Below are 17994 nucleotides of genomic sequence, written 5' to 3'. Positions count from 1 at the left end.
TCTAACAACACCTCCACCCGACGGGACCGCGAGCCGCCCTCAGCCACGGCTGCTCGCGGTCCCGCAACCAGCGGCATCGCACGCCTCAGGTCAACCCCTGGAGGCGGGCTGGTGCTCGCCTACATCGCGCTGCTCGCCTTCGTCGCGATCTTCGATCCGGACCTGTTCGACGTCGAGAACCTCAGAGACATGCTGGCGCAGAACGCCGGGCTGGGCATCGTCATCGTCGGGAGCGCCTTCGTGATCATCGCGGGGCACTACGACCTGTCGGTGGGCGCGGTCGCCGGGCTCTCGGGAGTCCTGTTCGCCAAGCTGTCGCTCGAGCACTCGGTGATGATCGCCGTACTCGTCGCGCTCCTGGTCGCGATCGTGTGCGGAGTGGTGAACGGGATCGTCGTCGCCGTGCTCCACGTGAACTCCTTCATGGCCACGTTCGCCACCGGGCTCGTCTTCGCCGGCCTCGCGCTGCACTACCAGGGACCCCGTCAGATCGTGGTGGAGGAGGCCGGGTTCGACGAGATCGGTCTCGGAAGCTGGGGGCCGATCCCCGTCCCGGTCGTCCTGACGGTCGTGGCCTTCGTGATCGGGTCCGTGGTGCTCCATCGCAGCCCGTTCGGCCAAGCCGTGTACGCGGCCGGCAGCAGTCGGGAGGCGGCCCGCTTGATCGGGCTGCCCGTGACCCGGACGCTGGTGATGACGTTCGCGTTGTCCGGACTGACTGCGGGATGCGGCGGTCTGGTCATCGCGTCCCAGCTGGGGCTGGGCTCCGCGGACTCCGGCCAGTCGTTGCCCATCGAGGCCATCGCAGGCGTCGTCGTCGGCGGGATAGCAGTGAGCGGAGGCGAGGGGCGGATGTGGCAGGCGGCTCTCGGTGGCCTGATCCTCGCGACGCTGAACAACGCCTTCATCGGCTTGTCCTGGTCCCCGGAGCTGCAGGCCGTGGCGGTGGGACTCGTCATCCTGCTGGCACTCGGCGCGAACCGGCTCAGCCGCGCTGCGGTTCCTCAGCCCGGGTCGGCATGAGCCGGGCGACCCACCAGGGAGGAGCCGCCAAATGAGGTCCCGGGTCATGATCCTGGACGACTACCAGGGTGCCGCTCTCGGGGCGGCCGACTGGTCGCGCCTCGACGATCGCGCCGATGTGCACGTGCTGCACGAGCATCTGGTCGGGGACGAACTCGTCTCGGCCCTGCAGGGCTACGACGTCGTGGTCGCGATGCGGGAGCGCACCCCCTTCCTCCGGGAGACACTCGGGCGCCTGCCCGACCTCCGTCTCCTGGTGACCACCGGGCCTTCCAACGCGGTCATCGATCTCGAGGCGGCACGAGCCAACGACGTCGTCGTCGCCGGCACAGGAGGACTCTTCCACTCGACCGCCGAGCTCGCCTGGGCACTGATCCACGCCGTCACGCGCAGCGTCGTCCAGGAGGAGCGCGCGCTGCGCCTCGGTCAGTGGCAGGTGTCGGTCGGCGCGGACCTCGCCCGACACCGACTGGGCATCCTCGGGCTCGGTCGGATAGGACAGCGGGTCGCCCGGGTCGCGAAGGCGTTCGACATGGAGGTCGTGGCCTGGAGCGAGAACCTCACCAGCGAGCGAGCAGGAGAGCACGGAGTCATCCGCCTCGACAAGGACCAGCTCCTCGCGTCATCGGACGTGGTGAGCGTCCACCTCCAGCTGAGCTCCCGCACGACCGGCTTGATCGGCTCGCGCGAGCTGGGGCTGATGCAAAGGTCCGCCTGCATCGTCAACACGGCTCGCGGGCCGATCATCGACGAGGCGGCTTTGGTCGAGGCTCTGCGCTCGGGAACGATCGCCGGCGCGGGTCTGGACGTCTTCGACGTGGAGCCGCTGCCGCGCGATCATCCGTTGCTCTCGCTGCCCAACGCGGTCCTCACCCCCCACATCGGATACGTGAGCCGCGACGTCTACGCGATCTTCTATGGCGATGCCGTCGATGACATCGACGCATGGCTCCAGGGCACGCCGATCCGGGTGCTGACATGACCGGGCCGAGCGGCCGGAGATGGAGAGACAGTGACCAGCGAGGGACATGAGATCCGCACCGAGGTCCTCGGCGCGGACTACGTGAGCAAGTCCACCGCGGCGCTCACCGACTTCCGACGGCCACTCGTTCGGCTGGTCACCGAGTTCGGCTGGGGCGAGGTCTGGTCGAGGCCCGGCCTCGATCGCCGCTCCAGGAGCCTGATCACGATGGCCGCGATGGTCGCCCTGCGACAGCAGGGGGAGCTGGCGGTCCATGTACGAGGAGCTGTGCGCGCCGGCGTCACGGCGACGGAGATCCAGGAGGTGCTCCTCCACATGAGTGTCTACTGCGGGGCTCCAGCGGCCGCGGAGGCGTTCGCGACCGCGGAAGCCGTGCTGGTCGAGTTGGGTGCTCTGGGGCTTCCATGACTGCGCGTCAGAGATCGAAGGAGATCACTGCGCCCGAGTCGATACCCACCGAGACGAGAGGAATTCCCATGACCGCGATCGCACAACGATCACCTGTGTCGAGCTCGAGGGCAGGAGGGGCGCGCTGATGCCCACTGTGGACGGCTACTTCGTGGACGGCACATGGACGAGGTCGACGGGAACATCGGCGATGCCCGTGGTGAATCCGTACACCGAGGAGGTCATCGGCGAATCCCCGATCGCCACGCGGGCGGACGTCGACGCAGCTGTGAGGTCCGCCCGCCGGGCGCTGGACGGGGAGTGGCGTGAAACGACCCTGGGGGAGCGGATCGCCTTGGTCCTGCGGGTCAAGGAGCTGCTTGCGGCTCGCGCCGATGACCTGGCCGAGGTCACAAGTCGTTCGATGGGGGTCCCCTACGAGGGATACCGGAGCCTGAGCAACTCCCTGCCTCTGATCGATGCCTACATCGAGGACGCCCGCCAGGTCTTGTGGGAGTACCTCCGCTCCGACCCCTCCGGAGATGCGCTCATCGTGCGTCGGCCGGTCGGGGTCGTGGCCGGCCTGGTCCCCTGGAACGTGCCCGTCCGGAGCGAGATCAAGAAGGTGGTCCCGGCGCTCCTGTCGGGCTGCACGATCGTCCTCAAGCCGGCCCCCGAGACACCCTTCGGTGCCGCCGCCCTCGCCGATATCTGCGCGGAGGCCGGTGTCCCTGCCGGGGTCGTGAACGTCGTGACCGGCGACGGAGGGACCGGCGCGGATCTCGTGACCCATCCACTCGTGCGGAAGGTCGCTTTCACCGGGAGCAGCGCGACGGGCAGCCGGATCTGGGCGGCGGTGGCCGAGAACTTCACCCGGTTGCAGCTGGAGCTCGGCGGCAAGTCGGCAGCCGTGCTCCTCGACGACGTTGACCTGGACAAAGCGGTGCCGCACCTGGCGGCGGGCATCTTCAACTTCGCCGGGCAGCAGTGCACGGCCACGTCCCGGGTGCTGGTTCCGAGGGCGCGTCATGAGGAGGTCGTCGAGCGGTTGCGAGCGGCGGCCCAGGCGCACGTCCTCGGGGACCCCTTCGACCCTCGCACGACGATGGGCCCGCTCGTGACCGAGCAGCACAGCCAGCGAGTGCTGGGCTACGTGGAGAGTGGCAAGAACGACGGCGCCGTCCTGGCCGCCGGGGGAGGCCGGCCCACGGATCAGCCGCACGGGTGGTTCGTGGAGCCGACCGTGTTCGCGTCGGTCACGAGCGACATGCGGATCGCTCGCGAGGAGATCTTTGGGCCGATCGTCGCCGTGATGCCGTACTCCAACGAGGAAGAGGCGATCTCGATCGCCAACGACAGCGAGTACGGCCTCGGCGGAGCGGTCCATTCGGCAGACACGCAGCGGGCTCTCGCGGTCGCCCGGCGCATCGACTCGGGGTTCGTGTCGATCAACCGCTACGGCATCGGCCCGCGCATCCCGTTCGGCGGCGTGAAGCGCTCCGGGATCGGGAGGGAGTCGGGCGTCGAGGGCTTCGACTCGTTCCTCGAGTACGCGTCGTACCCGCTGCTCCCCGAGCAGGCGAGGGAGCTGTCCGGGTCTCTGCCGTCGGAGTGATCGTCCCCACAGGTGGGGGGCGAGCAGAACGGTTGACCTGGAGTTCTGGCATGGCTAGGCTCAGATTGTATGTCAAGCAGTCAATATGACGGACAGACAAATTCGTACCGAAGGATCGAGGACCAGTGACTGGTGAAGCAGGTTCGCGGGTGAAATACAGTGCTCCCGAGTTCATGGGCGCGCTGCCTCCCGAGCTCGAGGAGCTGAAGCAGTTGGTGCGCGGCGTGGTGCAACGTGAGTGCATCCCGCTGGAGTCGAAGTTCCTGACCCATCGCCCCGGGGACGAACCGGATCCGAAGGGCGGCGCCTGGCTGGAGACCCCGACGACCAGGAACGAGACCCTGGTGGACGGCGCCCTGACGCAGGCCGACTGGGACCGCCTGACCCGCATCTCGAAGGAGACCGGGCTCTACAGTGCCACCCTTCCCGAGGAGTACGGCGGGTTCGGCTTCGGGGTCCTCGGCTCCTTCGTGATCGCCGAGGAGTTCAAGCGGTCCGTGGTCCCGCTCCCCGTGCCGGAGGCTCCGCCCGTGCTGTTCGACTGCTCGGAGATCCAGCGCGAGAAGTACCTTGAGCCGACGATCCGGGGTGAGAAGGAGTACTGCTTCTGCCAGACCGAGCCGGACGCGGGCTCCGACCCGGGGTCGATGCGCACGACTGCGGTCAGGGAGGGTGACGAGTGGGTCATCAACGGGACGAAGACCTTCATCTCCCGGGCCGACCGCGCCACCTATCAGCTCGTGCTGGCCGTCACCGATCCCGAGAAGCGGCAGCACGGTGGCATCACCATGTTCATCGTCGATGCCGACACTCCGGGGATCACCCTCGCGCCGATCGACACGTGGCTGGCGCAGAAGGCGGGCCAGTTCACCATCACCTACGACAACGTCAGGGTCCCCGCCGAGAACCTGGTGGGCGAGGAGGGCGGCGGGTTCCGGCTCGGGCAGAGCTGGCTGATCATTAGCGACCGGTTGACCAGAGGATCGATGGCGACCGGCTTCCTGACTCGCGGGCTCGAGATGGCGGTCGAGTGGTCCAAGGCACGCGAGACGTTCGGCAAGCCGATCGCCGAGCGTCAGGCGATCCAGTGGATGCTGGTCGACGTCTTCCTCGACATCAAGGCCATCCGTGCAATGTCGTACGAGTGCGCGACGCGGGCGGACCGCGGTGAGGATGTGCGCACGTACGCCGCCGCTGCCAAGTTCATGGGTGGCAACTGGGGGCATCGCTCGATGGACAACATCATGCAGATCCTCGGCGGCATGGGCGAGGTCCTGGAGAGCCCGATCTCGCACTGGTATCGCGGTCTGCGCCACGGACGGATCGGCGGGGGCACCGATGAGATCCAGAAGATGCTGATGGCTCGCGCGATCCTCAACCAGGGGGTCTCGCTGTGGGAGGCCTAGGCGGCGACTCGGAAAGGGAGACCGACGTGAGCTCTCAGGACGCGAAGATTCTCGTCTCGGAGGTGGAGGACGGGATCGCGGTCATCACCCTGAACCGACCTGCCAAGCGCAACGCGCTCGACGCAGAGGCCCGTGAGGGCCTGATGAGCGCGCTCGAGCAGACGATGCACCGCGCGAAGGTGGTGGTGGTCGTCGGTGCCGGCGGGACGTTCTCGTCGGGCATGGACCTGTCACAGATCACCGAGGGAAGCCAGGACGACGAGGACCAGTTGAACAAGTCCTGGGTCGACGTCCTCGACGGCATCCGCCGCCATCCGGCCATCTTCATCGCAGCGGCCCGGGGCTACGCACTGGGTGGCGGGTCCACGCTCATCAACGTCTGCGACCTCGCCGTCGTCGCCCGCGACACTCAGATCGGGATGCCTGAGCTCGGGTTCGGTTTCTACCCCGGGCTCGCCGGTCCGGCCGCGCAGCTGCGGCTCGGCCACAAGCGCGCCGCCTGGATGATCCTCACCGCTCAGCGGATCAACGGGGAGACAGCGGTGGACTGGGGGATGGCCAACCAGGCCGTCGACGACGCCGAGGTCGAGGCGGAGGCGATGCGCTTGGCCCGCACCGTGGCGCAGTTCGATGCGACTGCGCTGGAGTGGACGAAGAAGGCCCTGTGGCACGTGCCCACCCAGGTCAACGAGTGGCGTACGGCGCTGGAGTACGGCTCCTATGTCAACGCCCAGATCCATGCTCGGACGGACTCACACCGCCAAGCTCTGAAGGACTTCGCCGACGGTCAGCCGAACCCTGGGCAGGGACGCTCGCGGTGAGTCTGCCTGGTCGCCTTCGGGTGGTCGAGATCGCCGGAGGCGTCGCTGGGGCAGCGTGTGGCCGGCTCTTCGCCGGCCTCGGTCACGAGGTCGTGCGGCTCGAACCGGCCGGCGGCGATCCGCTCTCGCGTCAGGGGCCCCTGAACGAGGCCGGGATGAGTCTGGCCTTCGTCGCCCTCCAGGCCGACAAGCAGCGACACGACCTGACCGGCTCGCAGCAGGATGTCGAGGCGCTGCTCGACGGTGCAGACGTGGTCGTTGTGGACAACTCGCTCGGCGGCGTCGGCATTGACCTCGACCTCGAGGGGTTGAGGCGCGGGCGGCGGGAGCTCGTGGTCGTGTGGATCTCGGGCTTCGGTCTGGGGGAGGCCTACGGCGACCTGCCGTGCGACAGCTTCCTCGCGGAGTCCTACGGCGGGCTTGCCACGATGATCGGTGACCCGTCGGCCCGTCCCTTGAGCCTGGGTGGCGAACAGACGGCGCACTGTTCGGGGATCGCCGGGTTCCTGGGGGCGATGGTCTCGCTGGGACGGGTCGATCAGGGCCACGGGGGCGATGTGGTCGACGTCAGCATGAGTGACGTCGCGGCCTACATGGACTGGAAGAGCGACGTCGGCTACGCGCAGACAGGTGTCGCTCCTCGTCGATCCGGTCCAGAGCCAGGCGACTGGCGCCTCGTCCGCGCCCGTGACGGCTGGGTCGGATGCATCTTCCAGCAGGAGCACTGGGAAAACGTCGTCGCCCTGGTCGGCGCTCCCGAGCTGGCCGACCCCGACCTGAGCGATCCGTTCGTGCGTGCTGCTCGCGCCGACGACTGGTGGCCGGTGATCGAGCGGTGGGCATCCGAGCTGGCAGCCAAGGAGATCTACGACGCGGCGCAACAGCTGGGGCTGCCGTTCGGCTGGGTCTGTCGTACGTCGGACCTGGTCGCCGACGAGCAGCTGAGGTCGCGAGGGTTCCTGGCCGATCCCACGTCGTTCACCGGCGACACGCCGGCCGTGCACGGGCCGGTGCGCGCCGCTGACCTCACCTGGCAATCAGGCGTCGTGGGCGACCTGAGGCCGTTGACAAGGCCTCCGGCCCGCGACATCGGCCGGACGCGACGGGGGAGTGGCAGCGCCGTCTCCTCCTCGGGGGCCACACCCCTGGCCGACGTGGTCGTGCTCGACTTCGGCACCATCACCGCCGGCGCGGCGGTGACCCGCCTCCTGGCCGACTACGGTGCGACGGTCATCAAGGTGGAGTCCCCGACCCGACCTGACAGCTTCCGTCGATGGAAGACGCCGGTTGCCTCGTTCGACAGTTCGATGCCCGGTCCGACGTCCCCCTTCTTCGCCTCGAACAACGCGGGGAAGCTCAGCTTGGCGCTCGATCTCAAGACCGATGAAGGAAAGCGGGTGATCCACGAGCTGGCTCGGCGTTGCCATGTGGTGGTGGAGAACTATCGCGTCGGTGTCACGGGCCGGCTCGGGATCGACGCCTCCACGTTGGGGTCCATCAACCCGGAGCTCGTCTACCTCTCCCTCTCGAGCCAAGGGCAGACAGGACCGGACTCGGCCCACAGCTCGTACGGCTCGACCCTTGATCTCCTGTCGGGACTGACCGGTGTCACCGGCTACGGTCCCGAGCAGCCGCGGTGGTCGTCCTCCGACGTCAACTACCCGGATCAGCTGGTGGCGTTCTTCGGCGCTGCGTTGGTCGCCTACTGTCTCCAGTTCCGCAAGGGCGCCTACCTCGACGTCTCACAACGAGAAGTGGTCAGCTGGACGCTGGCCGGCGATGTCGCCGACTTCATGCTGAACGGCGAGGTGTCACAGCCACGGGGCAACGATCGGCCGGGACGGACCCCCCACGATGCCTACCCGTGCTCCGACGAGGACACCTGGATCGCGATCGCGTGCTGGAGCGACGATCAGCGCCACAGCCTCGCCCGGCTCATCGGCGCGCGGTCGCTGGTAGACCGTGACGAGGCGTGGTGGCGGGCGAACTCGGCGGAGGTCGACGCGCAGATCTCCGGGTGGACCAGCGCTCGCGCGCGAGACGATGCCGTGGCTGCGCTGCGCGTCGCGGGTGTCCCTGCCGTGCCCGTGCTCGACGCCGCCGACCGGGCGACGATGGCCCGGTTCCTCGAGCGCGGCGTGAGCACGTTCGACGCTCGTGGACCGCTGAAGGGGACACCGCTGCGGTTGCTGGGCTACGAGCCCGCACGCAGCTCGGAGGCGCCTGAGCTGGGTCAGCACACCCGCACGATCCTGCGAGAGTTCGGCGGCATGTCAGAGGAAGCCATCGATCGGCTGGAGGCGATGGACGTCGTGATGAGCAGTGCTCCTTGCCCTGACAGAGAGGAGGCCCGGTGAGATGAGTCGACCCGAGGCCCTGCAGTCCCCGCGAGAGTTCGAGACAGTCGCCGTCGGTGATCGGATCGAGCCGGTCGTCTACGGTCCGCTGACGGTCATGCACCTCGTGCGCTGGTGTGCCGCGATGGAGAACTGGCACCGGATCCACTACGACCACCAGTTCTGTCAGGAGCACGAAGGGCTGCCCGGCCCGCTGGTGAACGGCTCCTGGAAGCAGCAGGTGCTGGCCCAGCTGCTCAAGGAGTGGGCGGGTCCGAGCGGATGGCTGCTGGCCCTGACGTACCAGTTCCGTGGGATGGACACGTTGGGGGCGACTCTGACCGCTCGGGGGACGGTGGTCGGGGTCGAGGCGCACGACGAGTGGGGCGACGTCCGCTGCCAGGTCGAGCTGGTCAACGCGGCTAGCGAGGCCACGACCGTCGGCGAGGCGGTGATCCGGCTGCACCGGCGAGGTGCCTCCCCGGTGTCCGTGCCCGTCGCACCAGAGTCGTCGCTGGGATTCTCGGAGACCTCCACGGAGATCGGTGTGACGTGCCCGCCGCAGTTCCGGGAGTGTCTCGGGCTCCGTTCGGCCACGCTGGTCTCACCCGATGTCGTGGACGCGAGCTCGTTGCGCCGCTTCATGCAGTCGATCATGGCGAGAGACCCGGACTACTACGACGAGGGCGTCGCCAGCGCGGGGAGGTTCGGGGGGATCGTAGCCCCGCCCCTCTATCCGCTCTACGCCCTGCGGGTGCCCGCCGATGCTGACGACCCCCTCACCAGAGCGTCCCGAGATCCTGACTTCGACGGCGCCAGCCAAACCCCCTGGTCGTCGTTCGGGCTGCCCGAGCTCGCCGGTGCGCCGCAACGCCTGCTCAACGCAGGCAACGGCATCGACCTCTTCTCCTACGCGCCGACCGGGACACGGATCGCCGTCGAGAGCGTCTACCAGGACATCGAGGAGAAGCCGGGGAAACGTGGGCCACTGCTGTTCGTGTCTGTGCTCAGCCGATTCACCGTGCATGAGACCGGCGACCTGCTCCTGCAGTCGCGCCAGACGACGATTCTCCGATGAAGGAAAGGTCCCGATGAAACCACTGTCCGAGGTCCGCGTGCTCGACGTGTCGCAGGTGCTCGCAGGCCCGTTCGCCGCCATGATGCTGGGCGACCTCGGGTGCGACGTCATCAAGATCGAGCCTCCCGAGGGGGAGGCGATGCGCTCGTCGTTCGGGTCGGTGGCGGCGTGGGGTGAGACGCCGGGATTCCTGAGCATGAACCGCAACAAGCGCAGTGTCGCGCTCGACCTGAAGGCGGAGGAGGGCCTGTCGGTCTTCCACCGTCTCGCCGCGACGTCCGACGTGGTGATCCAGAACTTCCGGCCGGGCGTCGCCCAGCGGCTGGGGATCTCCTACGACCACCTCAAGGCCGTCAACCCGGGCATCATCTGCTGCTCCATCTCCGGCTTCGGCTCTGTCGGCCCGAACTCGACCCGGAGCGGCTACGACATGATCGCCCAGGCTGTCAGCGGGATCATGAGCATCACCGGCGAGCCCGGACGCCCACCGGTCCGCGCCGGAGTGCCGCTGGCTGACATCGGCGCAGGGCTGTTCGCCGTCTCCGGCGTGTTGAGCGCCCTGATCGACAGGGAGCAGTCGGGCGTCGGGTGCGAGGTGGAGGCCAGCCTCTACGACTCCGCACTCTCCTATGCGGTCTGGGAGGCCACGCAGTACTGGTACTCGGGCGAGGTGCCCGCCGCGCTCGGGTCGGGCCACCGGATGAACGCGCCCTACCAGGCCTTCCGCTGTGCCGACGGCTACGTGACGATCGGCGCCAACAACAACCGCACCTGGGGTCGGCTGTGCGACGCACTCGGGCACCCCGAGTGGCAGGAGGACCCACGGCTCGTGACCGCGGAGGAGCGGTTGCGCCACACCGACGTGCTCACCGAGAAGATCGAGGCGACCATCGCCCATCGGATGCGCGACGAGGTCGAGACCCTCCTGGCGACGTACTCCGTGCCGGCAGGGGCGGTGCGAGCCTTCGACGAGGTGCTGGATGCTGAGGAGGCCGCCGATGACGGCATGGTCCAGCACGGTGAGTACGCCGGGCGCGAGGTGCGCTACCTGGGTTCGCCCATCAAGATCAACGGGCGGCGGATTCGGCAGGACCGGCGCCCGCCCACGCGCGGCGAGCACTCTGATGGGGTGCTCGGCGAGCTCGGCCTCACCGTCGACGAGATCGGCGCTCTTCGCTCCGCGGGCGTGCTCGGCGACTGATCGCCGTCATCCCTCGGGGTAGAGCGAGCCGATCGCATGAGCCCGCTCGGCATCGCTGAGGCCGCGCAGATCGGCGTGGCCGTGCTCCGTGACGACGACGTCGACGACCGACCGCGGCGTCGAGGCCGGCAGCTGCAGCCGCTCGACCAGGGTCGACCTCCCCGCCCGGGAGCTCGGCAGGGCGATGATGCTCAAACCGCCGGCGGATCGGCTGGCGGCATAGGCATAGTCGGCGTGACCACCGATGCCGGCTGCCCGGCCGCCGGGCGCCTCGAGCGCCACCTGCCCGAGCAGGTCGATCTGCAGCGCGGTGTTCAGCGCGACGAGGTCGGCAGCAGCCAGTCGCGAGGTGTCGTGGGTGAACTCGATCGGCGCCAGGATGCCTCGCTCGTGAGCCCACTCGTACAAGGTGTCGGTCCCCGAGAGATACGTCGCGGTGGGAGTTCCCATGACCAGGCCGCGCTCGGCGAGCGTGACCACAGCGTCGGTGATGATGCCGGAGTCGATCCGGATCGGTGACTGCAGTGAGCTCAGGACGGCTTCGGCCATCGGACCCGGTCCGTACTGCAGCGTGGCGCCCGGCTTCAGCAGGGGCACGATCCTCGCGGCCACCGCTAGGTCGAGACTGTCTGGTTCTCGGGACGCGAGCTGAACGGGGGGCGCAGCGGTTGTGACGGCGATCGTGAGGTCGACGCCGTCCAGCTGCGGGAGGCGCACCGCGTCGGGGAGGCTGTTGTTGAGCTCGGCGATGCAGACCCCGGCAGATCGCGCGGCCGCGCTGATCCAGGACGCTTCCGTCGCAAGGTTCGGGCCACCGGAGGTCTCACGCACGCTCAGCAGGAGTACGTCGGGCCGCCATGGGCCGCTGACCAGGGCCGAGACCTGGGAGAGGTAGGCCGGGACGTAGTGCACCCGACCCTGCATGACGTGGTCCCTCAGGAGGGTCCCGGGCATGAACGACCGGATGTCGCTGAAGGCGCTCAGATCGAGGCCGCGAGGGATCTCGGGGCACCAGCCGAGGATCAACCTGACGCCCTTTCGCGACGCTGCGACCTCGGAGAGGTGCGCGCAGAGCTCGGTCGGTGCGCCGACCCCATCGGCGATGGCGACGGTGCTGCCGTCGCGCACCCATCGATCCAGGAGGTCCGCGGGGCTGCCGGACGCGTCAGTCACGGACGCGTTGACCGATGATCATGGACAGCGACGGGATGGGCCCGGGTGTGGCGTCGAGCAGGCTGAAGGTGCTCGGGTCGTGCCCTGTCACGAGGTGGTCGACCTCCCCGCCGGCCAGCATCGCGTTGACCGTGGTGAAGCCCGCGTACATGTCCACGAGGTTGGCCACCGAGACGAAGGGCATCTCGCGGTCCAGCTCCTCGTAGTAGTGCACGGCGTCGGAGGCCAGCAGCACGACCCCCTGGGACGTGCGCACCGTCACGACCGACTGGCCAGGGGTGTGCCCACCGACTCGGCGGACCTCGATGCCGTCGGCCACGGTGTAGTCGTCATCGAAGAGCACGGCTCGTCCGGAGTCGACCGCGGCCTGGAGATCGGCCAGCTCGGTGTCCTCGACGGAATGGTGGAACTGGGCTCGGCGACCATGTGGCCCCGCCCAGAACTCGACCTCGCGCCGGGCGACGATGACCGGCGAGCGGGCGAAGTGACCGAGGTTGCCGATGTGGTCGTAGTGGCCGTGCGTCACGACGACCGGTGGCTCGTCGGCGACCTCGAGACCCAGTGCCTCGAAGCACTCCAGGGGATCGACCAGCATCGTGCGGTTGCGCTGGGACCCGCCGGAGCGGCTGAAGCCCGTGTCGATGACCACCGTGCGCGTCTCGTTGCGGGCCACCCAGAAGAAGTAGTCCATGCCGATCGGCCCATCCGGCTCGCCGTAGACGGGGTAGTTCAGGAACACCTCGGACCGGGTCGTCTGACGGGTGCCGTACTTGACGATGACGACCTCGTAGGTCTCCGCCGCGGTCACACCCCGGCCCTCACGGGAGGCAAGGCGTCGAGTTCGCGTGGCTTCCGCACGGGGCTAGCGTAGCAGCAGATTGTCTGGCAGTCTGTCGATATGTCGAGACGACAGCTTCGATGAGCTCCGGCGCCGCGAAGGTCGCGATCGTGGGCGTGGGCACGACCGAGCACGGCGAGATCCCCCACGAGTCACCCGAGGAGATCGCAGTGCGCGCCGCCGTCGACGCGATCGCGGACGCGGGCATCGAGAAGTCCTCGATCGACGGCCTCATCACGTGCAAGGCGCCCTTGACCACCCATGGCACCGACGAGGGCATGGGTCCGCTGCTGGGCATCAACCCTGCCTACAGCACGACTCTCGACTACGGCATGGGCGCCTTCTCCTTGCACCTCGCCGCCATGGCGATCCATAGCGGCCTCGCCTCGACGATCCTGCTCACCTACGGGACCAAGTCCCGAAGCGCTCGAACCGGGTTTGCGCGGCCCATCGGTGGCGCGAGCGACTGGTTGAGGCTCGCCGGCCTGGTCCACGTCGCCGGTCCGGCTGCCATGGCCGTCAGACGCCACATGCATCTCTACGGCACCACCGAGGAGCAGATCGGCTGGATCTCCGTGGCGCAACGCGAGTGGGCGCGGATGAATCCGCGCGCCGTCTTCCGTGACCCCCTGAGCATCTCCGACTATCTCGCGCAGCCCTACATCGTGGCCCCCCTGCGCAGGAGCGATCTGACCCTCATCTCCGACGGGGGCGCGGCCGTCGTGGTCACGACAGCCGAGCGTGCGACGGACCTCGCCCAGCCCCCCGTCCACATGCTAGGCATGGCGCAGCAGTCGGCCATCCGCAACGAACAGAACGCAGACAAGCTGATGCGGCCCTGGCTCGGTGACATCGCGACCCGCCTGTACGAGCGAAGCGGCGTACGACCTGATGATGTCGACGTGGCCTATCTCCAGGACGGGACCTCGGTGTGGGTGTTGCAGATGCTGGAGTGGTACGGGTTCTGCGGGGTCGGAGAGGCCGGCCCGTTCCTGGCGGAAGGGAACACGAGGCCTGGTGGCTCCCTTCCCGTCAACACGCACGGCGGTCAGCTGTCGGAGAGCTACACGCACAACTGGATGCACCTCTACGAGGCGGTGAAGCAGCTGCGTGGCGACGGCGGCGATCGGCAGGTTCCTGGGGCAGGCGTCGCGTTGCATGCCCAGACACATGACTTCTGGAAGGGTGCCGCGACCATCCTCTCGACCAGGGAGAGCGCATGAACCCCACCAACCTGCCGATGCCCGACATCGACGACCCGCTCACCGCCGAGTTCTGGGCAGCAGCCCGTGATCGGCGGCTCGTACTCCCGAGGTGCGCCAACTGCGGATACCTGGAGTGGCCGCCCGAGAAGGTGTGCCCGGAGTGTCAGCACACCGAGCGGACCTGGCAGGAGCATCCGGCCGAAGGCACCCTGTGGAGCTATGCCGTTTACCACCGGGCGCTGGACCCTGCCTTCGCAGACCTGATCCCGTACGTGGTCGGACTGGTCGAGCTGGACGCGGGGCCGAAGTTCTACGGTTTGATGCAGGACGGCGAGGACACGGTCCGCATCGGTCAACGCGTCGTGGGCGTGTTCGAGCAGGCATCCGAACTCGTCACGTTCTTGCGGTGGAAGGTCGTGGACGACATCGCCGACCACCCATTGAGCGTCTGAGGAGCGCCGCTCGACGTGACAAGGCGGCGGCTGCACGGAGTTGGGCTCCCTCATCTCAAGACGACCCTCTTTCGACAGTGGAGCACCGAGGCAGCCATGGTGATGGCCGCACTCACCCATCAGCGGCCTGCCCAGACGGCTGACTTCTCGACGGCGGGCTCTGCGTCGACCGGTGTGAGGTCGTCGCAGTACGCGAGCTGTCCGCGGTCGTTGAACCAGCCGACCTACCCCGCTGTCGCGATCTCGAGGTCGTCGAGCCCCTTCCTTGGCGTTACGGTTTGACGAACGGGTCAAGGCAAAGTGAAGTTGAAGTCGGCCACCCCTGTCGATGTAGAGACGCCTGGGGAGTCGTAACCAAATGCGAGAACCCCGGCAGGGCCGGGGCTCTCTTGCACGAGCAACTGAGTTCGAGCACTACATGCACAAGTGCTAGATGTCGTAGTAGAGCTCGAACTCGTGCGGGTGCGGACGCATCTGCACGGGCAGGATCTCGTTGTTGCGCTTGTAGTCGATCCAGGTCTCGATCAGGTCGGGCGTGAACACGTTGCCCACCGTCAGGAACTCGTGGTCGGCCTCGAGGGAGTCGAGGACCGAGTTGAGCGAGGTCGGGACCTGCGAGATGTCGGCCATCTCGTCCGGCGGCAGCTCGTAGATGTCCTTGTCGATCGGGGCCGGCGGTTCGGTCTTGTTCTTGATGCCGTCGAGGCCCGCGAGCAGCAGCGCCGAGAAGGCCAGGTAGGGGTTCGCCGACGGGTCGGGGCAGCGGAACTCGATCCGCTTGGCCTTCGGGTTCGAGCCCGTGATGGGGATCCGGACGCACGCCGAGCGGTTGCGCGAGCTGTAGACCAGACTGATCGGCGCCTCGAAGCCCGGCACCAGGCGGTGGTAGGAGTTCACCGTCGGGTTGGTGAAGGCCAGCAGCGACGGGGCGTGCTTGAGGATGCCGCCGATGTAGTAGCGCGCCATGTCCGACAGGCCGGCGTAGCCGGTCTCGTCGTAGAACAGGGGCTTGCCCTCGTTCCAGATCGACTGGTGCACGTGCATGCCCGAACCGTTGTCACCGAAGATCGGCTTGGGCATGAACGTCGCCGTCTTGCCGTTGCGCCAGGCCGTGTTCTTGATGATGTACTTGAACTTCATCACGTCGTCCGCGGCCTTGAGCAGCTCGTCGAAGCGGTAGTTGATCTCCGCCTGGCCAGCGGTGCCGACCTCGTGGTGGGCGCGCTCGACCTGGAGGCCGGACTTCTCCAGCTCGATGACCATCTCGTCGCGGAGCTCACCGAAGTGGTCGGTGGGCGCCACCGGGAAGTAGCCGCCCTTGTACTTCACCTTGTAGCCACGGTTGTCGTTCTCGAACGTGTCGCCGGTGTTCCACGCGCCTGCCGAGGAGTTGATCTCGTAATAGCCGGCGTTGGCCTTCGTCTCGAACCGGACGTTGTCGAAGACGTAGAACTCGGCCTCGGGAGCGAAGTACGCCGTGTCGCCGACGCCCGTGCTGGACAGGTAGGCCATGGCCTTACGGGCGATGTTGCGCGGGTCGCGCGAGTAGGCCTCGCCGCTGAGCGGGTCGTGGATGAAGAAGTTGACGACCAACGTCTTGGCGATCCGGAACGGGTCGATGAAGGCGGTCGTCGGGTCCGGGAACAGGGACATGTCGGACTCGTGGATCGCCTGGAAACCACGGATCGAGGAACCGTCGAAGCTCAGGCCGTCGTCGAACACGGACTGGTCGAAGGACGACACGGGGACGGTGAAGTGCTGCATGACACCCGGCAGGTCGCAGAAGCGCACGTCGACCATCTCGACGCCCTCATCCTTGATGTACCTGAGCAGCTCGTCGCTGTTTGCGAACATTCTTTCCTCCACGGTCCGGGCGTGGGGCTGGCGGACCCTTGTTCGTGCGGGCAGGAAGGCGGTGCGGCGCTGCACCGGTCTCTCCGCAAACTATGAATGACTCGTTTCGTGACCGTATCCGGTATGTAACGCCGATGTAACAGGTGGGGTCGGCAATGAGACCCCGGCTAGGGTTTCGCCGTGCCCCCCACCGCGTCCTGGCCGCGCCGCATCGCCGCCCTGTTCGTCGACTGGTTCGCCTGCTCCCTGGCGGCGCGGCTGATCTTCGGTGACGCCCTCTGGGCGCCACTGGGGATCTTCGTCCTCGAGGTGACCGTGTTCACCGCACTCATCGGCGGATCGTTCGGCCAGCTGGTCACCGGGCTGCGCGTCGTACGCGTCGACGGCTCCGGGCAACCGATGAACCTGCTCGGCTCCTTGATCCGGAGTCTCCTGATCGCCATCGTGATCCCGCCCCTGATCTTCCGCCCCGACGGACGCGGGCTGCACGACCTGGCCGTCGGTTCCGCCGCCGTCAGATCGGCGGATCTGCGTCGGGCATGACCGGTCCCGCGTTAGATTTGGGAGGTGCCGCACCGGCACCTTCGTCGATCCGAGGGGGATCCACCATGCGCAACCCAGTCACTGCTCGCCGCCTCGCGGCCGCCGCCGCGGCTCCGCTCCTGCTCGTCGGGCTGGTCGCCTGCGGCGGAGACGAGAAGACGGCCGCCAACGACCTGGCCGCATCGAGCGCGTCCCCGAGCGAGACTGCCAGCGACACCCCCACCACCGAGGCCACCGAGAGTGAGGCCGCGGGCGAGGAGATCGACCCCCAAGACTTCGCCGACCGGATGGCGTCGACCTTCACGAACACCACCACCGCCCAGCTCGAGATGACCGTGAGCTCCTCAGGGCTCGACATGAGCGCCAACGGCTCCGTGGACTACACGGGGGACACCCCGGCCATGGCCCTCAAGATGGAGGCTGCCTCCCTGGGCGCCGGCACCATCGACATGCGCCTGATCGACCAGGTGATGTACATGTCGATGCCGATGCTGGACCCCAGTGGCAAGTTCTTCAAGATCGACCTCAATGACCCCGACAACCCGTTGGGCGACAGCATGGGAGACCTGAGCTCCTTCGACCCGCAGTCGACCCTCGACACCTTCACCAAGGGCATCAAGTCCGTGAAGCTCGTCGGTGAGGAAGAACTCGACGGCGAGACGACGACCCACTACCAGGTCACCAGCCTGACCAAGGACCTCGGATCGACCCTGGGCGGCAAGACCGCGAAGCTGCCGAAGACCTTCACCTACGACATCTGGCTCGACGGCGACGACCGGATGCGCAAGATGGTCGCCAGCGTGGACAAGAAGACCAGCATGGAGATGGTGATGAGCAACTTCGGTGACCCCGTCGACATCAAGGCTCCGCCCGCGAGCCAGGTTCAGGTCATGCCGGGGATGTGATCTCGACAAGCTCGATCACCGAGGGGCCTGCTCGATCACCGAGGGGGCGGTTGTGCCGGGGGTGTGATCTCGACAAGCTCGATCACCGAGGGGCCTGCTCGATCACCGAGGGGGCGGTTGTGCCGGGGGTGTGATCTCGACAAGCTCGATCACCGGGGGGCCTGCTCGATCACCG

General features: G+C 67.7%; 16 protein-coding genes. 13 read left to right on the top strand and 3 right to left on the bottom strand.

Annotated elements, in window-relative coordinates:
- The first annotated feature begins 111 nt into the window (after positions 1 to 111).
- From AB7I40_RS16305 to AB7I40_RS16265, 9 genes are all read left to right on the top strand, one after another.
- Positions 112 to 1023, top strand: a complete 912-nt coding sequence (locus AB7I40_RS16305) for an ABC transporter permease (protein WP_428347008.1) — start codon at positions 112 to 114, stop codon at positions 1021 to 1023.
- Positions 1024 to 1054: 31 nt separating this feature from the next.
- The gene (locus AB7I40_RS16300) at positions 1055 to 2005 is read left to right on the top strand and encodes a D-2-hydroxyacid dehydrogenase family protein (RefSeq protein WP_428347009.1); all 951 of its coding nucleotides are present in this window, start codon (positions 1055 to 1057) and stop codon (positions 2003 to 2005) included.
- A 30-nt stretch (positions 2006 to 2035) separates the two neighbouring features.
- A complete protein-coding gene (locus AB7I40_RS16295) occupies positions 2036 to 2413 on the top strand; it encodes a carboxymuconolactone decarboxylase family protein (RefSeq protein WP_428347011.1) in 378 nt (125 codons plus the stop codon).
- A gap of 127 nt (positions 2414 to 2540) precedes the next feature.
- On the top strand, positions 2541 to 4007 hold the full coding sequence (locus AB7I40_RS16290; protein ID WP_428347012.1) for an aldehyde dehydrogenase: 1467 nt from the start codon (positions 2541 to 2543) through the stop codon (positions 4005 to 4007).
- Positions 4008 to 4156: 149 nt separating this feature from the next.
- The gene (locus AB7I40_RS16285) at positions 4157 to 5413 is read left to right on the top strand and encodes an acyl-CoA dehydrogenase family protein (RefSeq protein WP_428347013.1); all 1257 of its coding nucleotides are present in this window, start codon (positions 4157 to 4159) and stop codon (positions 5411 to 5413) included.
- A 26-nt stretch (positions 5414 to 5439) separates the two neighbouring features.
- Positions 5440 to 6234 carry an enoyl-CoA hydratase/isomerase family protein gene (locus AB7I40_RS16280; RefSeq protein WP_428347014.1) on the top strand — a complete coding sequence of 265 codons (795 nt, stop codon included), beginning with the start codon at positions 5440 to 5442 and terminating at the stop codon, positions 6232 to 6234.
- The gene (locus tag AB7I40_RS16275; protein ID WP_428347015.1) at positions 6231 to 8591 is read left to right on the top strand and encodes a CoA transferase; all 2361 of its coding nucleotides are present in this window, start codon (positions 6231 to 6233) and stop codon (positions 8589 to 8591) included. The genes AB7I40_RS16280 and AB7I40_RS16275 overlap by 4 nt, the downstream gene beginning before the upstream one ends.
- A gap of 1 nt (position 8592) precedes the next feature.
- The gene (locus tag AB7I40_RS16270) at positions 8593 to 9648 is read left to right on the top strand and encodes an FAS1-like dehydratase domain-containing protein (protein WP_428347016.1); all 1056 of its coding nucleotides are present in this window, start codon (positions 8593 to 8595) and stop codon (positions 9646 to 9648) included.
- A gap of 13 nt (positions 9649 to 9661) precedes the next feature.
- Positions 9662 to 10849 carry a CaiB/BaiF CoA transferase family protein gene (locus AB7I40_RS16265; protein WP_428347017.1) on the top strand — a complete coding sequence of 396 codons (1188 nt, stop codon included), beginning with the start codon at positions 9662 to 9664 and terminating at the stop codon, positions 10847 to 10849.
- Positions 10850 to 10855: 6 nt separating this feature from the next.
- Here AB7I40_RS16265 and AB7I40_RS16260 read toward each other — a convergent pair whose 3' ends face one another.
- Both AB7I40_RS16260 and AB7I40_RS16255 read right to left on the bottom strand, forming a co-directional pair.
- Complete coding sequence (locus tag AB7I40_RS16260; RefSeq protein ID WP_428347018.1) at positions 10856 to 12022, bottom strand: acetyl-CoA hydrolase/transferase C-terminal domain-containing protein; 1167 nt, start codon at positions 12020 to 12022, stop codon at positions 10856 to 10858.
- Positions 12015 to 12830, bottom strand: coding sequence for an N-acyl homoserine lactonase family protein (locus AB7I40_RS16255; RefSeq protein ID WP_428347019.1), 816 nt, complete (start codon positions 12828 to 12830; stop codon positions 12015 to 12017). Before AB7I40_RS16255 ends, AB7I40_RS16260 begins: the two co-directional genes overlap by 8 nt.
- 110 nt (positions 12831 to 12940) lie before the next feature.
- Here AB7I40_RS16255 and AB7I40_RS16250 point away from each other — a divergent pair, with 110 nt between their 5' ends.
- Both AB7I40_RS16250 and AB7I40_RS16245 read left to right on the top strand, forming a co-directional pair.
- Entirely contained in the window at positions 12941 to 14083 is a 1143-nt protein-coding gene (locus AB7I40_RS16250) for a thiolase C-terminal domain-containing protein (RefSeq protein WP_428347020.1), read from the top strand.
- Entirely contained in the window at positions 14080 to 14517 is a 438-nt protein-coding gene (locus tag AB7I40_RS16245; protein WP_428347021.1) for a Zn-ribbon domain-containing OB-fold protein, read from the top strand. Before AB7I40_RS16250 ends, AB7I40_RS16245 begins: the two co-directional genes overlap by 4 nt.
- 429 nt (positions 14518 to 14946) lie before the next feature.
- Here AB7I40_RS16245 and glnA read toward each other — a convergent pair whose 3' ends face one another.
- Positions 14947 to 16371 carry a type I glutamate--ammonia ligase gene (glnA, locus tag AB7I40_RS16240; protein WP_428347022.1) on the bottom strand — a complete coding sequence of 475 codons (1425 nt, stop codon included), beginning with the start codon at positions 16369 to 16371 and terminating at the stop codon, positions 14947 to 14949.
- A gap of 180 nt (positions 16372 to 16551) precedes the next feature.
- Here glnA and AB7I40_RS16235 point away from each other — a divergent pair, with 180 nt between their 5' ends.
- Together AB7I40_RS16235 and AB7I40_RS16230 are read left to right on the top strand one after the other, a co-directional pair.
- Positions 16552 to 16914: an RDD family protein gene (locus tag AB7I40_RS16235; protein WP_428347023.1), complete on the top strand. Its 363-nt coding sequence runs from the start codon at positions 16552 to 16554 to the stop codon at positions 16912 to 16914.
- Between the two features lie 65 nt (positions 16915 to 16979).
- Positions 16980 to 17819, top strand: coding sequence for an LppX_LprAFG lipoprotein (locus tag AB7I40_RS16230; protein ID WP_428347024.1), 840 nt, complete (start codon positions 16980 to 16982; stop codon positions 17817 to 17819).
- Positions 17820 to 17994: the final 175 nt, after the last annotated feature.

The organism is Nocardioides sp. (assembly GCF_050246775.1).
Taxonomy (GTDB): Bacteria; Actinomycetota; Actinomycetes; order Propionibacteriales; family Nocardioidaceae; genus Nocardioides.
Note: the sequence above shows the minus strand (reverse complement) of the source record. Positions and strands in the feature narration are given on the sequence as shown.

Excerpts from the sequence above, each read along its gene's own strand:
- AB7I40_RS16270 (WP_428347016.1), top strand. The coding sequence starts at position 8,593 with ATGAGTCGACCCGAGGCCCTGCAGTCCCCGCGAGAGTTCGAGACAGTC.
- glnA (WP_428347022.1), bottom strand. The coding sequence starts at position 16,371 with ATGTTCGCAAACAGCGACGAGCTGCTCAGGTACATCAAGGATGAGGGC.
- AB7I40_RS16300 (WP_428347009.1), top strand. The coding sequence starts at position 1,055 with ATGAGGTCCCGGGTCATGATCCTGGACGACTACCAGGGTGCCGCTCTC.
- AB7I40_RS16245 (WP_428347021.1), top strand. The coding sequence starts at position 14,080 with ATGAACCCCACCAACCTGCCGATGCCCGACATCGACGACCCGCTCACC.
- AB7I40_RS16290 (WP_428347012.1), top strand. The coding sequence starts at position 2,541 with ATGCCCACTGTGGACGGCTACTTCGTGGACGGCACATGGACGAGGTCG.
- AB7I40_RS16230 (WP_428347024.1), top strand. The coding sequence starts at position 16,980 with ATGCGCAACCCAGTCACTGCTCGCCGCCTCGCGGCCGCCGCCGCGGCT.
- AB7I40_RS16265 (WP_428347017.1), top strand. The coding sequence starts at position 9,662 with ATGAAACCACTGTCCGAGGTCCGCGTGCTCGACGTGTCGCAGGTGCTC.
- AB7I40_RS16250 (WP_428347020.1), top strand. The coding sequence starts at position 12,941 with ATGAGCTCCGGCGCCGCGAAGGTCGCGATCGTGGGCGTGGGCACGACC.